This window comes from Micromonospora sp. bgisy143, from assembly GCF_057708145.1.
In genome coordinates this window covers 101,804-115,618 of record NZ_JBYIRN010000003.1, presented here as the reverse complement: position 1 = coordinate 115,618, position 13,815 = coordinate 101,804, and the positions used below count along the sequence as shown (strand labels likewise).

The 13,815-nt window shown below is 66.2% G+C and carries 11 protein-coding genes and 1 pseudogene; 5 read left to right on the top strand and 7 right to left on the bottom strand.

Annotation, left to right across the window (positions count from 1 at the left end; genetic code table 11):
* The first annotated feature begins 179 nt into the window (after positions 1-179).
* The gene (locus AC3EN4_RS06210; protein WP_435204942.1) at positions 180-428 is read left to right on the top strand and encodes a hypothetical protein; all 249 of its coding nucleotides are present in this window, start codon (positions 180-182) and stop codon (positions 426-428) included.
* Between the two features lie 58 nt (positions 429-486).
* Here the strand turns inward: AC3EN4_RS06210 and AC3EN4_RS06205 are convergent, their stop codons facing one another.
* On the bottom strand, positions 487-1,161 hold the full coding sequence (locus tag AC3EN4_RS06205; RefSeq protein ID WP_435204941.1) for an HNH endonuclease family protein: 675 nt from the start codon (positions 1,159-1,161) through the stop codon (positions 487-489).
* Between the two features lie 788 nt (positions 1,162-1,949).
* On the opposite strand from AC3EN4_RS06205, the gene lexA reads away from it, so the two are divergent.
* Complete coding sequence (lexA, locus tag AC3EN4_RS06200; protein WP_435204940.1) at positions 1,950-2,618, top strand: transcriptional repressor LexA; 669 nt, start codon at positions 1,950-1,952, stop codon at positions 2,616-2,618.
* A 10-nt stretch (positions 2,619-2,628) separates the two neighbouring features.
* Here the strand turns inward: lexA and AC3EN4_RS06195 are convergent, their stop codons facing one another.
* From AC3EN4_RS06195 to AC3EN4_RS06180, 4 genes are all read right to left on the bottom strand, one after another.
* Positions 2,629-4,659, bottom strand: a complete 2,031-nt coding sequence (locus AC3EN4_RS06195) for a hypothetical protein (protein WP_435204939.1) — start codon at positions 4,657-4,659, stop codon at positions 2,629-2,631.
* Positions 4,660-4,713: 54 nt separating this feature from the next.
* Positions 4,714-6,705, bottom strand: coding sequence for an ATP-binding protein (locus AC3EN4_RS06190; RefSeq protein WP_435204938.1), 1,992 nt, complete (start codon positions 6,703-6,705; stop codon positions 4,714-4,716).
* Positions 6,705-7,388, bottom strand: a complete 684-nt coding sequence (locus tag AC3EN4_RS06185) for a hypothetical protein (RefSeq protein ID WP_435204937.1) — start codon at positions 7,386-7,388, stop codon at positions 6,705-6,707. The genes AC3EN4_RS06190 and AC3EN4_RS06185 overlap by 1 nt, the downstream gene beginning before the upstream one ends.
* A gap of 195 nt (positions 7,389-7,583) precedes the next feature.
* Complete coding sequence (locus tag AC3EN4_RS06180; RefSeq protein WP_435204936.1) at positions 7,584-8,735, bottom strand: hypothetical protein; 1,152 nt, start codon at positions 8,733-8,735, stop codon at positions 7,584-7,586.
* Positions 8,736-8,877: 142 nt separating this feature from the next.
* Between AC3EN4_RS06180 and AC3EN4_RS06175 the strand changes: the two genes are divergently transcribed.
* Positions 8,878-9,057: a hypothetical protein gene (locus AC3EN4_RS06175; RefSeq protein ID WP_435204935.1), complete on the top strand. Its 180-nt coding sequence runs from the start codon at positions 8,878-8,880 to the stop codon at positions 9,055-9,057.
* A 401-nt stretch (positions 9,058-9,458) separates the two neighbouring features.
* Here AC3EN4_RS06175 and AC3EN4_RS06170 read toward each other — a convergent pair whose 3' ends face one another.
* Complete coding sequence (locus AC3EN4_RS06170; protein ID WP_435204934.1) at positions 9,459-10,700, bottom strand: hypothetical protein; 1,242 nt, start codon at positions 10,698-10,700, stop codon at positions 9,459-9,461.
* A gap of 328 nt (positions 10,701-11,028) precedes the next feature.
* Between AC3EN4_RS06170 and AC3EN4_RS06165 the strand changes: the two genes are divergently transcribed.
* The gene (locus AC3EN4_RS06165; protein WP_435204933.1) at positions 11,029-12,132 is read left to right on the top strand and encodes a gamma-glutamylcyclotransferase family protein; all 1,104 of its coding nucleotides are present in this window, start codon (positions 11,029-11,031) and stop codon (positions 12,130-12,132) included.
* Here AC3EN4_RS06165 and AC3EN4_RS06160 read toward each other — a convergent pair.
* Positions 12,113-12,496 (bottom strand): annotated as a pseudogene (locus AC3EN4_RS06160) (transposase); the annotation flags it as partial. The gene AC3EN4_RS06165 and the pseudogene AC3EN4_RS06160 sit on opposite strands and share 20 nt — an antisense overlap.
* A 185-nt stretch (positions 12,497-12,681) precedes the next feature.
* Here AC3EN4_RS06160 and AC3EN4_RS06155 point away from each other — a divergent pair.
* Positions 12,682-13,806 carry a DUF4238 domain-containing protein gene (locus AC3EN4_RS06155; RefSeq protein ID WP_435204932.1) on the top strand — a complete coding sequence of 375 codons (1,125 nt, stop codon included), beginning with the start codon at positions 12,682-12,684 and terminating at the stop codon, positions 13,804-13,806.
* The last annotated feature ends 9 nt before the right edge of the window (positions 13,807-13,815 follow it).

The following is a 13,815-nucleotide window of genomic DNA, read 5'->3' as shown; positions in this document are numbered from 1 at the left end:
GACGAACCCGCGCGGAGGGCGCTGAGGGTCCGCTACTGACGCGGGGAGGGGTCGTCAAGGGCTTCAGCGGAGAGCCACTGAAACCGCAGGACCGCCTCGCACCACAGGATGAGCCGGCGGTGCTGGCGCGGTCCCGCACCTACCGTCAACCCTGATTCGAACGTTTGTACTATGCACCGGTGGAGGACGTGGTGGGGCGCTGGTGGAACGGGATCTGGGGACGCCTGGGCCGGCGAGATGTGTGGCTCATCCGCGAGGTCCGATGGAAAATCACCGCCCGAGCCGGTGACGGGGAAAGCGGCCGGGTGCTTCGGTTCGAGTTCGACGACGAAGACGAGGCCCTCGCCATGGTCAAGCGCCTCCTGCGCGCGGACAGCGGCGGCCAGTGGCGCCAGCAGTCCAGCGACAGACAGCCACCGCAGACCTAGGCCCGGCTTGCGACTCGCCGTCCCCTGCGGGAGACGAACCGCAAGCCGGGAACAAGCGCTAGGAGCTGCAGGTGCTGAGCATGGTCTGCAGTGCGGACTTCTCCGAGGACTGCAGGGTCAGACCCCAGCTGTATTTCACGGTGATCCACATTTTGCTGTAGGTACACCGGTACGACGACAGCGGCGGCTGCCACGTTGAGGGGTCCTGATCACCCTTGGCCTGGTTGACGTTGTCCGTCACCGCGATCAACTGGGGGCGGGTGAGGTCGTTGGCGAAGCTCTGCCGACGGCTGGTCGTCCACGAGCTGGCCCCCGAGCGCCACGCCTCTGCCAGGGGAACGACGTGGTCGATGTCGACGTCGGAGGCCGCCGTCCAGGTCGCCCCGTCGTAGGGGCTGTACCAGCGGCCCGAGGTGGCCGCACAGGAACTATCGACGACGACGGAGGTGCCGTCGCGCTTGAGGACCTGCTCGCGGGTGTTGCAGCTACCGCTGATCGTGATCCAGTGGGGGAACAGGTCACGGGAGTAGCCGCTGGTCGAGCCCTGCGTTGCCACGGTCAGGGCGTTGAGCTGCGACTGGGCCGTCGCTTTTGACGGGATGCCGGGAGGCGTGGCCGAGGCGGGCTGCGCGCTGACGGCGACCAGTCCGGCGCTCGCAAGCGCGGCGAGGACGACTGCGGCGGCGTGACGCGTGACGCGTGGGAAACGGGCTGAGACTCGGGTTACCCGCATAGGGCCTCCTCGGCAGTGGGTGGACGGTAACCGTCTCTGACGATCATGGCCATCGAAGGGCGTGTTTGTGAAGGGGTGAGGAAGCAGCTACGAAACTTCGAAGCGCTTCGCTGGTGTGCGAGCACAAGCTGGGCGCATCCGGCGGACCTCGTGCTGCTTCTCGTGCTGCTTCTCGTTCCGCTACCGCCATCGAGCGTTCGGCATCTTCCAGCGCCACCCCTGTGCGCCCTTCAACCATGTGAGAGGGGGTGAGCGAAATTCGGTTTCGATGTCGTGGGTCGGTCATAAGATGACTCCAGCCCGTCGGCGTGCCGGTGCCACCACCGAGGGGCTGCGTCCGCCGCTCACGCCGATGCTGGCGAAGGCCGTCGACGCTGTCCCTGAGGCATCGGACCTGGCATACGAGCCGAAGTGGGACGGTTCTCCAGAGACTTTGAGGTGTCTCAGTGGCGAGACGTCGCCGCGCAGTCAACCTGACCAGCCAACCCACACGGCTTGGTCGAGACCACGCTGATTTGCTACCGGCAGCTCTGCGAGATCGATGCGGTGTCCGCTTCTGTCGACGGCCTCTAGGTAGTCGGACAACGGGACGTCGCGAAAGACCCCTGCGTTCGAGCGGCAAGGTTTCAAGGCGCCTCGCGGTGGTGAGGCTTGGTCCCGCTCTTGCTCAAGGGGTGCCGCCTGATCCGAGCGGCCCGAGCCGAGGGCCTACGACCAATTGCTCGGGACACATAACAAACCCGACCAGCATTAGCACATATGATCTAAGACTGAGGTATCGTCCGGGAATGACGTCCTCGGATGCGGCGCCCAGTTCACCCAGGTTGAGCCCTCGACAGCAGCGGATCTTGGAAGTGATCCGCGAGTGGGTCGAGCGCCACGGTTATCCGCCGACGGTGCGTGAAATTGGTGCTGCCGTCGGACTCGGCTCCCCGTCATCGGTGACACATCATCTGAAGGTGCTCCAGCGGCTTGGCCTTGTGCGGCGCGCTGCCCATGGGCCGCGCGCCGTCGACGCGCGGCCATCGGCCAGCGCCACCGCGCCCGGTCTGGACTTGTGCCCCGGTGTCCGAGTCCCGCTCGTCGGGGCCATCGCCGCCGGGGTCCCGATCCTCGCAGAGGAGCATGTCGAGGAGATCCTGACCTTGCCGTCCGAGCTGGTCGGCCGAGGCACGTTGTTTGCGTTGCACGTCCGCGGGGATTCAATGATCGAGGCGGGCATTGCCGATGGAGATGTCATCGTTGTACGGCAGCAGGTGTCCGCTGAGAACGGCGACATCATTGCCGCGCTGATCGATGACGAGGCCACCGTCAAGGTCTACCGCAGCCGCGATGGGAAGGTCGAGTTGCTGCCCCGCAACCCGCTCTACCCGGTCATCCCGGGGGAAGAGGCGGTGATCCTTGGCAAGGTCGTATGCGTGCTCGGTCGTCCTGAGCCCCAAACACCCTCGTATTGATCGCGGCTGGTCAGTCCGAGTAAGAGCGCGGGGTATCGCGGTTACCGATCACCACACCGACCACGACGTAGCGGTCGATGCTGCTGTCGGTCGGGCGGTGCGTTGCGACCCACGCGCTCTCGCGGAGGTGCCGCACGCCGTCGCTGTGGTCGGTAAGGTCGAGCACCACGAGTTGCCCGAGTGCCGGGTTCGTTCCGGCGTAGTCTGCGGCTTGGGTCAGGTAGGACTTTTCCAGCGCAGCGTTGCTGGCATCGTGAAGTTCGCGCTTGATCTCGATGTAGAAGCGGACAGTGCCGAAGCCGGCCTGGATGTCGACGCGGCCGGTCGCCACGTGCGACACCTCAAACTGCACGCGTCCGACGAGTTTGCCGCGTTGCAGCCAGTCGAAGTAGTCAACCTGCAGCTTCTCCTCGTGTGGGGCTTTTCCGGCCGGGAAGGGCTTTAGGTACGCGAGCTTGCCCGTCAACTGCACGTCGTGGCGTGCGGCGAGGAAAGTGGCCAGTTCCCAGGTGAGCAGATCGAAGTACTGGCGGACTCGGCCAGCGTAATCGGGGCATTTGGCTAGGTCGGCCTCTAGTTTCCGCCGGATCAGGTCTACCTGAGGTCCGGCAGCAGCGTCAAAGGTTTCGCGGTATGCAACGCCTTCCATAAGGTCGAGGGCATCGTCCGTCATCCCCTGAGCCGCACGCATGGCCTTCTCTAGACCAAGCCGGGCCACCAGCGATGGCGCCCTCTCAACTAATCGGAGGAGCGCCGGTGATTCGTCCTCCGATGCGGTGCCGGGCTCGCGAGCGTGCCGTCGTTCGATCGGCCGTTCTGTCAGGACATCGACATGAGTCAGCAGAATTTGCAACTGGGCGGCGTCGATGGGTGGATCGTCTGCCGAGGCCGCTACCTCAGCAGCATGCCTCAGGCCTGCTAGCAGCGACTGCTCCCGCACGATGCCCTGTTCGACCATCGGGCGGACGACAGCTTCGAGTCCTGGCGCGTTGGACATGCCCGGAACCGGGATGACTTCGCGGTCGAGTTCGTACGCGTCGAGCACGGCTGCGAGTGCTTCCCAGACGTTCAGCCAAGCGGGAGCGGCGATGTGCTCGGCGGCGTTGTCGAGAATGAGGACCAACCTGGCCCATGCTCGCTCCGCCTCGCGTCGAGGCCGTCGCCATGCGGGGGTATGGAGACCCCGGAGCCACGCCTCCCGCTTGTCTAACAGGGATGACACCGAGTCGCGGGAGGCGACTAGCAGGTCGCGGTCGGCTCGGGAGAACGCCATGATGGCGTCGAGGCCGGCGCCGTAGAGCGCCGCATCGTCACGGTCTTCCTCGGCGGCGACGGCGGTCGCCATCTGCTCCCGTGCTTCGAGAAGCAGCGCGAGGGCACTTGCTGCTTGTTGGTTCGCCGCGCGGCGCAGCAGATCCAGCCCGTACTCGAACGTAGCGTCTGCTGCGGCATCCGGAACTTCACGGAGGCTGTCGAGGTCTTGGCGCAATGGCGGTGCGAGATTCTCGTCAGCTCCCCATCGGTCGAGTGCGGCGCCGATGAGCCGGGGAAGACGCTCGGCGTATTCAGGGTCGACCCGCGTGACGTCGTCGAGTTCGAGCGCACTGAGTACGCGGACGGGCCGGGCTGCGTTAACGATGGCAAGGCGAAGGGCGCCTTCAAGGTGGCCGGCGGCGAGGAGCGGCTGCTGGTCGAGCGCGATGGTGTGCCCGCGGAGGAGCGCATCGCACAGTCGTTGACCAAACTGCTGCACGAATGGCCCGCTGTCGAGCAGCGCGTCGACTGCGTCATTCAGAGTCAGCAGACTGCGTTGGCTGGTGAGGCCCACGAGCAAGGCGTCGATGATTTCGCTGCCGGGAGGAGTGCCGATCTCGAGCGCGTGGACGGTGGCCCGGCAGGTCAGGTGACCCAGTGGACCGGCTGCACTGTCGCGTATAGCAATCGTCTGTTCATCGACGGGGAGGTTGCCCAACAACTCGGTAAGGGGTGGGGCGCTGTCCTGCGCAGCAGCGTCCGCTAGGAGTGTGTCTAGCGCGTTCACCTCCACCTCCTGGTGCCGGGGAAGCCCTCGTTGTCATCGAACGTCAGCCGCTGGCTACCACAATGGCCCTCCTGGCACCGCTGGCGCAATGATGTTGGACCGGGTCAGGACGCTGCGTGTAAGCGGCTCGTCGGCGGTCGTGAGGATGACCTGTAGGCCTGGTAGATCGGCGGCGGCCTGCTCCAGTTCGGTAAAGAGGGCGTTCGCGTCGACATCCTGAACCTCCTCAGCCTTGGGGCTGTCGACGAGAAGCAGGCCGGGGTGCGTGGCGAGGCCGAACTGCGTCCCAACCCGCAGCAAAGCCACCACGACCGCGATCCGCAGCCGCAGCCGTTCGCCGTTGCTCTGGTTGCTGAACCACTCACGAGGCCCGCCGACCTTGAAGACCTGGAGGCGGGCCGCTCTGTCAATCTTGACCCGGTCCAGGTCAGTCATGCCGAACCGTCGAGCCGCTTCGACGATCTCCTTATTGAGTGCGTCGAACAGGCCTTCACTCGCTCGGCTTCCGTCGGTCTCTAGAACCTTGACTGCGGCACCGAGCACACGCTGCACATCGTCGACCAGGCCAACCGTGATGTCGTCTGGGGGCACGAGGACGGTGAGCATGCCCTCCAAGCGTGCGATCAAGGCCATCAACTCTGCGCGCTCGCCGGCCTGCGATGCTTGTTCGGCAAGCCGGAGCCGCTGTTCGGTCGATGTCAGATGCTGACGCAGCACTTGGGCGTTGTCAGATGCCGCGGCCATCTCCGTTGCTGCCGCCTGCTCGGCCTGCTGGCTTGCCTTCAGGCGATCCTGCGCCTCTTGCTCGATCTGCTCCCGGCCTTCGTCGTCGACGACCGCCACGGCAGTCGCACACACGGCGCAAGTGTGCGCCTTGCTCTCTGCCGCCCGGCGAGCGCTCGTCACTGGTGCCTCGCATCGAGGGCAGGCGACCGGGTCGAGCGCATGGAACAGGGCACGAGCGACCGCGCTTTCCCGCAGGTCGTTCAACGACTTCTCGTCACTCTGGCGTTGGGCCCGGAGCAGGTCATGTGTCTGCCGGGCGGCTCTGAGCCGGCTCTCGGCCTCTAATAGTTGGGATCCGAGCCGCGCGACTCTAGCGGCCAGTGAAGAGACCGGCTCGATGGGTTCCGCTTCGACGGTGAGTTCGCGAAGCCGTTCACGGGCTTCCGAAAGTTGCCGAAGCGCATCGCCGTACTGTTGAGCTTGCCGAGCCCGCAGTCGCGCGTCGTCGGCAGATTCGGCCTTCGCGCTGGCAACGCGGGCGTCGCGGATGGCCTTGACTTGGCTCAAGAGCGCGACGCTTGGTAGGTCGAGGAAAACTTGAAGGAGTCGGCCCGCAAGTCCCCCCATCACGACGTCTCCAAGCAGCGCCCGGTCGCCGCCGACGGGAAGGTAGAGCGCGCCGAAGTAGGTGGGCCACCCATGTGTTACCCGGCCGCTCGCAGCCTGTGTCGATGCGTTCTCGAGACGTCCCAGATTCAGCAGGTCCAGCATCAGCGCTGCTACTGCGTCCCCGTACGCCGCTGCGTCCTGGACGGCAACAACCTCTGTCACCCCCAGGTCGGGGCGGGCCTCCCGGACGCCCTGTAACGCATCGAGGGTGGGCGCCGACAGGATTCGACCGTCAACGATGTCGCCGTGGTCCATGCTGAGCCGTAAACCGAGGGGGCGACCTGCCACGAGAGCGTCGCAGTCCAGCTGCGAGATCCACGACTTGACGACGCCCTGGAGATCGTCGCGGTGTCTGCCCCGCAAGCACCAGGTGATCAGCTCGAGGATACTGGTCTTGCCCTTCAGGTTGTGGGCAACGAGTGCGGTCAGGCCACTCCCGAAGCGCAAGGTGGTGTCGAAAGGGCCCCTGGGTTCGACCGTGCGGTCGCCAGCGATGCGCAGACGGCTCACCGACAGCGGGCGCGGGAGTGCCGTTGAGCTTGCCAGGGGTAACCCGAACTCTTGGAATACCTCCAGCACCCGGTGACGGCCAACTTCCGCCTCCAGCGCGATGCGGTCCGGAAGGTCACGCGATTCGTCGTCGTTGTCCATCACCGCTCCACCGTTTCAGCCAGTTCGGCCCTCAACTCCGCCAGCCTTGCCCTGGTCTGTGCCGCGATACTGCCGATCCGATCCCCGATCGGCGTGTCCCGATACTCTTCGTGCAGGTACTGGCGGGCTTTCAGCTGCGTGCCGCCGTATCCCTCGGTGAGCGCGGCTACCAGGTTCACTCGGTCGACGTAGTAGGCGAAGACAGGTTCGGTGCTGAGGATCGTGTCGACGGCCTGCCGGCCGCGCGCGGTGAGAAAGTAGTCGTGCTGCTGGACGTGGCCGGGCGTTCCGCGTTTCCGACGGATGATGAGACCGGCGCTGCGCAACACAGCCAGCGCATCGTCGAGTTGCTCGTACGCCCCGAACAGGTACCGAATCATGGGGCACCGGCGCACCTCTGGCTCCTCGGACGTCAGGATCTCCTCCGCCAGCTGCAGCAGATAAGGCTCGCGGCTGGTCTCGTAGTCCTTCAGCAGCGTCGCTGCAAGAAAGTCCGGATTCCGCACCCAAAAGTCGATCTTCTGGAGTTTCACCTGGGTCTCTAGGACCGCTACCGCCTCGGCGAGCGTCGGGTCTGGCAACGGGCTCTGTGGCATCGGCTGGGCGGCAGCGGCGATGATCAGCAGAACTCGAACGGCGTCCTGCTCACGGCTTGTAGGGGGTGGGACCTCGACGTCAGCCACGCCCGCAGTCTAGGAAGATCCGCTCCGGAAGGCTACCCACGGCGAACAGACTTTCGCGTTCAGTATCCGACAGATAGATTGTCGCGGACCTGTTCTCGCTGCTGTCTCTGGTCCATCGACTCCTCGACGGCGCCCACGTCACGCCCCGGCGCTGATAGATCTCGGTTCGGGCCGCGGTGAGGCAGGCCGGGGTGGTCACGATGGCGTGGCGGGGGTCGGCACGCCGGCGAGCGCATGTAGGAAGGGCGGCAGGATCTGGGGCAACAGCTCGAACTGCCCGTCGGGCACCAACTCGCGTAGCCGGTGCAAACCGTCGCCGATGAGCAGCAGCATGACCGCGGTGCTGACCCGGGTGCCGATGGATGGGCGGCGATCGCGCAGCACATCACGGACGAGCAGTCGCGGCAGGCCGAGAACGGCGCCCATCATCCAGGTCAGCGTCGCATCGCCAAGGTCGCCGCTGTCCAGTTCGGCTTCGACGGCGCTGCACTGGGCCAGCGCCCAGTCGCGCATGTCAGCCGCAGCGCGCCAAGCGGCCCGCAGTTGCTCCGTCGTCGCCCGGTCGATGATGCGCAACAGGTCCTCGCGGACGTCGCCAACCGGCAGCAAGCTGGTCCCAGCCCCGTCGTTGATCTCCGCCGGGTCGCGGCCTGGCCCGTCCGGGTACTCCAGCCACGATGCGATCGGGCTGACCGCGCCGGCCGGCAGCAGGGCGCGCACATGCGGAGCCATCGCCGGGCCGGACAGCTCGGGAGCGCCAGCGAGCACGGCCGCCACGGTGAACGTGGCGAACTCCTTGGCGGTGACCGGTTCGTCGCTGCTGGGGCCCCGGTCGAACTGCGCAAGCTCGGGTGGCGCCCACGACACGCCCGCCGCGGTGATCCGCTCGTCGATGCGGCGCATCCGCCGCGGCAGCACGACCGAGTGGGCGTCGGCGGCCGCGCGCTCGGCCACGCCCCATGCCCAGTCGGAGCGGTCACCGGAGTCGGCGGGTGGCCCGGGCCCGTCATGTTCGCCTGGCAGCACGACCCGTTCGACGGCGGCGCGCCATGCCGCACGCGCCGTGCTCTCGGGCACGGCGAGCCCGTCGCCGAAGGCGTGCAGGGCGAGGTCGTGCGGGCGCCGACCGGGCCCGGCATACCGGCCCAGCCACATCACCAGGTCCAGCGCGCCGGCGGGAGCGGTCGACGTGCTGCCGCGGCCACGGCCGAGCGAGCGGGTCATGTTGCGCGGCAGCAGCCCGGAGCCGCGCCAACGCTCAAGCTGGGTGCCAGTGACGACGACGCCCCGGGTTCGGGCAGCCGCCAGCAGGTCCTCGTCTGCGGGGCTGGTGGTCTTGCGCGGCATCGCCCGACCGTACCCGGCTGGTGGCGGTTCCAGCGAGCACATTGGAGCCCCGTGAGCTCGGCCAGAATCCTCCGCTGCTCGCCTGGTCTCCTGGGGGCGTCGCCGCTCGACCGGAGCGGCGCGACGTCGGGAGGACAAAGGCGTGAGTAGGGAGAACGTGTCGAGGCGTAAGCGGTCGCCGCGGGGGTGGCGGAGACTGGCAGCGGCTGCCGGTGTGGCCAGCGGGGCGGGACTGGCTGCCGCGCACAGCCCGGCCTGGGCGGTGGGAATCGGAACGGCGGCCGCGGTGCTCGCCGCGGCCGCCGAGGTGCTGCGCCGGTGAGGCGCAGCGATGCACCTCCCGCCGGGAGCGGTCAGCTCGGTGGGGCCGCCAGATCCGGCACGATCTTGGCGATCTTCCGCACGCCGCCCGGCGGTGGTGCGGTACGACTCCTGGTGAGGCGTGTCCTCATTGGCGGTGGCCGGCCGGCAGGTCACCTCGTAATCGACGCCGCTCTCCTCTTCGCGCTGCAGGGCCTCGACGACGAGCGTCGCACCGCTGCGGCCCGGACTTCCACTTCCGCGGTGGTCTCGCCGCCGAACGCGTCCAGCGGTGGGCACCGAGCGAGCTGGGGCAATCGACCCCGGACGCGAGCGGCGCTCACACCGGCCGCGCTACGCCACACCGGCGACCGAACTCGGAACCCTGCGTCTTCCTCGGCGCGGACGCCGCACGCTTGCAACCTACAACCAGTAGTGCTTGGCGGTGTAACTGGGCTCCGACCATCCCGCGTTGTTTGGATGGCTCTGCCAGTGGCCTCGCAGGGCGACCAAGCTCGCCGTCACTTCTTTGAGCAGCTCAACCTGCTTCCTGACGAACGTCTTGTCGGTGACGTTCGACCGCAGCGTGTGCGCTGGCCCTTGCCGGGCGGATCGCACGTCTCTGATTGGTTTGAGAATCTCGCGTCGATTGGCCCGCGTGACGGCGTTGTTCTCCAGGAGGCGGTCGAGGCGCGACAGCGTGCCAAGGTTCTGCCCGTTCTTGTCCTGCTTCGGGATGCCGGCGCTGTCGAGGGCCTCGTGCCGCAGGTTCTCTGAGAGCAGCTTGTCGAGTAGGTGGATGAAGGCGTCGTACTCCTGCTGCGACGGGCGCAGGATCCAGCCGAACTCGCGGGGACGCTCGGTCGTCCGCACCAGATCGACGCCGAATATGCTGTTGTGGAACCCATTCCACGTCCGCAGCTCGAACAGCAGGCGCTCGAATGGGCCCAGACCGTCCGGCCATGCACCGTGCGCCTGCGCGTTCCACCACACAGGATGCGGCTCCAGGCCATCAACCTTCGACACCTCGTAGGTGCGCCACCTCTGCTGGTGCGTCGGCGTCAGATCCCCAAGGTCGCAGAGGAAGGCGCACGCCCGCCGGATGATCGGGGCATTCGCGTCCTCGGGGTCAAACTTCGACAGGTCGTAGGCGAAGCCGACGTGCGAGATCGAGGTCTTGTCCTCCTCGTGCTCCTCGGCGTCCTCATACGTGTCGTCGGTGACCGAGCTTCGTACGCCAAAGTCGGTTAGGTCGAAGTGGTAGCGCGGGTCGTTGCGGTAGGGCTCTAGGACATCGAACCGGAAGTAGGCGACTTCCAGGCGGCCGCCGCCTTCGGCCTGCCTGCGCCGGTAGGGCTGATCCCGGTAGAGGTCGGCCGGTAGGCGATCGGCGAGCGCGGCCGCCGTCGGGTAGAGGCACACCACCCTCCCCGTGTCGCCGGACTCGGCAATGTCGAGAAGCTGCTCCTCCCGAGTGCGGCGACTCGACCACCGGCGAATGTGAGGGTTCATCGAATCGACGTCGCTGATCACCTCGATCAAGCCGGCGGTGACCAGCTCAGCGGCCTCGTCAAGAACCTCCTTGGTGGCATCGCGCAACGGCAGGCCGTTGAAGTCGGTCGGCTCTAGGTAGAACTCGACAACGTCCTCAAGCAGCGACTTCACGCGAGAGACACTAGCAACTGCCCGGCACCGCGGCTCCCTACCTGAGCGTCGGTTGGCGTCGGCGCCTTCACGCCGTTCCCGAGGAGGCGTCGTTTTCCGACCGCTCTTCTTCGAGCCACGGGCGTAAGCGCATTGCCGCCGCGGAGACGGGGTTCCCGAGACCTACCGGGCCTGATCAGCTTGTAATGAGCCGGGCGGGGAGGTGTCGCTCTCCCTGCCATGTGCGCGCTCATCAGCATGTTCGGGAGCCGAGCGGCCCAACTTGGTATGACGCTCTGTAGCGCGCTAATCGCGGCACGTTGTTGCATCCCTGGTTAGGGGAGGCCCGGTGGTGCTGTCCGGCGTAGGGTTGCCACGCACGGCATCAGCGAGTCAAAGACCTGGCGCCATCCAGCACGCGAACGTACGGCAGAAGCAGCGCAAGCGGAGCGAGTGCCGGCGGCAAATTGATGTGCGGGGGCACACCCGTCATGACCGATCCTTCGGCCGTGGCAAACTACGACTCGTGTCCGACACCCCCAAAGCGATCTTCGTCTACGGCAGTCTTCGCCGTGGCGAACTGGCCCACCGGCAGGTAGCGCCTTTGGTGTCGCGGATTGATCGTGCGGAGGTCACGGGCTTTGGCCTCTACGTGCGCGACGGGCTTCCGTTCATCACCGAGGTCCGCGGTGGCTGCGTCCGAGGCGACCTGCTCAGCGCGTCAACGATCGAGGGCGCAGACGTCCTCCGGCACAAGGTTCGGGCGTACGAGGACGATGCCCTGTACATCGAGCGGGGGGTGAGGGCAAGGACCGAGACGGGGGATGAGGTCGATGCCTGGGTGTACGTCGGTCGTGGTCCAAGCAAGGGGAACCCGCAGCCACACGAGCAGCAATGGTCATCTGCCGATGATCCCTTGTTCCGTGGTGGACTGGACGGCATCTTCGCTATCGCCAAACGCCACTTCGAGAGCGTCAGGCCCATGCCCGCCGACATGGAAGGCTTCTGGGACGCGTTTCTCCCGATCCAGGGCACGTACCTCACGCTGTGCACAGTGCTCGAAAGGTACACGACCCTCGTCTTCGGCCCGACTATTGACCCGGGCGAACGGTTACGCGGACTTCGAGGCGATCGTGCCGCCGTTGAGGCCGTCGAGACGGCGAAGCCGCCATCGATCGAGGTCAGCGACAGCCGAGACCCGGGGCGGCGACAGCGTGCTCCCGGCCGGAGATCATTCGATGCCTGGTACCGGGTCCGAAGTAACCTCTCGCACCGCGGTAAGGCCGCGTATACCGACTTCAGAATCGTAGAACGAAGCATCGTTGGCCTCCACGACACCCTGCGCCGGTTACTTTCCAGCCAGCTAGCTCTGACTGACGAGGCGCGGCAGAGATTCGCGGGCGGCGACCGGATGCTAGGACCAATCTATGCGCAATTCCGAGGGCCGAAGTGAGGTTCTCCAGCCGCCGAGTCGAGACACCGACGAGGTAAGAGGTGGCCACGACTGACACCAGGGTCTGCTCGGCCCGCCGCCGGTGCGTCAACAGCCAGTCCGGGAAGTGGCTGCCCTGCCGCAGTTTCGTGATCGCCAAGTCGATCGTGCCGGCGCGGGTGTCCCACTCCCTCGGCCGGTAACCGTTGCGGGAGTTCACCCGCTCGTCGCTGCGCTGCCCGTAACCGGCGCCGCAGATCGCGTCGGCTTCAGCGGGCATCGCCGCCTGCGCGAACGTTTTGATCATCGCCTGCAACCTATCCGGCGACGCGCCCGCGATCTGCTCGCACAGCAGGTCAACTGACCACCTCGACACGGCCAACAGCCCCAGCCCATGGTGCTTGGGGCCCTTGTCGGCGCACAACTGCACCTGCCAGGCAGACCCGCAAAACCGCGCCCAGTATGGAGCAGCGTGTCGAGCCGGTTACCGCAGGCAACCACTCGCTGCTCCAAGCTTCTACCGGGTCACCAATGTGGCGTCTCTGCAGCGCAACTGGCTACCCTGGCGACGTGGCAATCGACTCGGCGTCTCTCGGCCTCGGAGATTGGAAGGTCGTCAAGCGAGTCCGGAACCCGTGGGGGCAGGTGCCCCTAACTGTGGGTGGCCAGGCACTGCACGGACGTGCACGTGACTACATGGACAAACTGCTAAGCTTGCAGACGGCTGTGGACCCAGTCAGCCGCCGACACCACTACGTCCCAAAAGCGTACCTTCGGCAGTGGTCAATAGATGGCAAGCGGGTGTGGGCTCTCGACACAGTCACAGGAGCGGTGAAGCTACTCGGCCTGGCCAACGTCTGCGTCGAGGAAAACTTCTACCGAGTCATCGGGCCAGACGGCGCCGCCCACAACCGAGTAGAGCTGCTCTTCGGCGTCGTGGACGGCGAGCTTCGGCGAGTACAGACCTTGTTCAACCAGCTCGAAGACCCGGACAACCTGGAGTTCGATGATCTGATCGGTCTCGGAGTCACCATGGCCGTCCAGCGCATGCGCACCCTGCAACAGCGCCGACTTCGACAGCAGCACAATGCGTGGCTCGTCGCACAGAATCCACGCGACTTCAAGGCGATGAACGACCTCGAGAACCCTCACCTAGCGGCGGGCATCCATACCAAGTTGTTGTTCTCGGCCATGTGGGAGGCCGCCGATGTGCTTACGACTCGACAAATCGAGGTATGGCACGATCCCAACGGCCGATTCATGACATGCGATGCTCCGGTGCTGCTCCCGTTCAGACGCAACGTGCGCCCAAGCCTCGTGGCCGCACCTTACATCGTCTGGCCGATCAGCCCGCACCGCGTGGTTGCCCTCGGTAACGACGTCCTCGGCGAGAAAGCCGTCATACGTGAGGCGACCGGCAAGCTCGTAGGCGTCGTGCGCGACGCCGTGGAGCAGGGCCGGGAGCGCATGATCTTCGGTAACGGAGAGCAGAGCGACCGACTGCCACACACCAAGAAGTTCCGGCGACGGACACAGATGCGGTTTCGGTGCTCGCAGCGGACGCCGCAGGGCGAATACGTGGAGCCTCCTGGCTGTTGTGTAGAGCAGTCAGAGGCCTTTGCGGTGGGCCCAGACGTCGCCCTCTGCGGCCAGGATCTTCACTCTCCTGCAGCGGACATGTGGCTGTACACATAGCCAGACCCG

What these genes read in the sequence shown, in the direction of transcription:
- AC3EN4_RS06180 (WP_435204936.1), bottom strand. Translation starts at nt 8,735, where the DNA reads ATGCCGCGCAAGACCACCAGCCCCGCAGACGAGGACCTGCTGGCGGCT.
- AC3EN4_RS06205 (WP_435204941.1), bottom strand. Translation starts at nt 1,161, where the DNA reads ATGCGGGTAACCCGAGTCTCAGCCCGTTTCCCACGCGTCACGCGTCAC.
- lexA (WP_435204940.1), top strand. Translation starts at nt 1,950, where the DNA reads ATGACGTCCTCGGATGCGGCGCCCAGTTCACCCAGGTTGAGCCCTCGA.
- AC3EN4_RS06190 (WP_435204938.1), bottom strand. Translation starts at nt 6,705, where the DNA reads ATGGACAACGACGACGAATCGCGTGACCTTCCGGACCGCATCGCGCTG.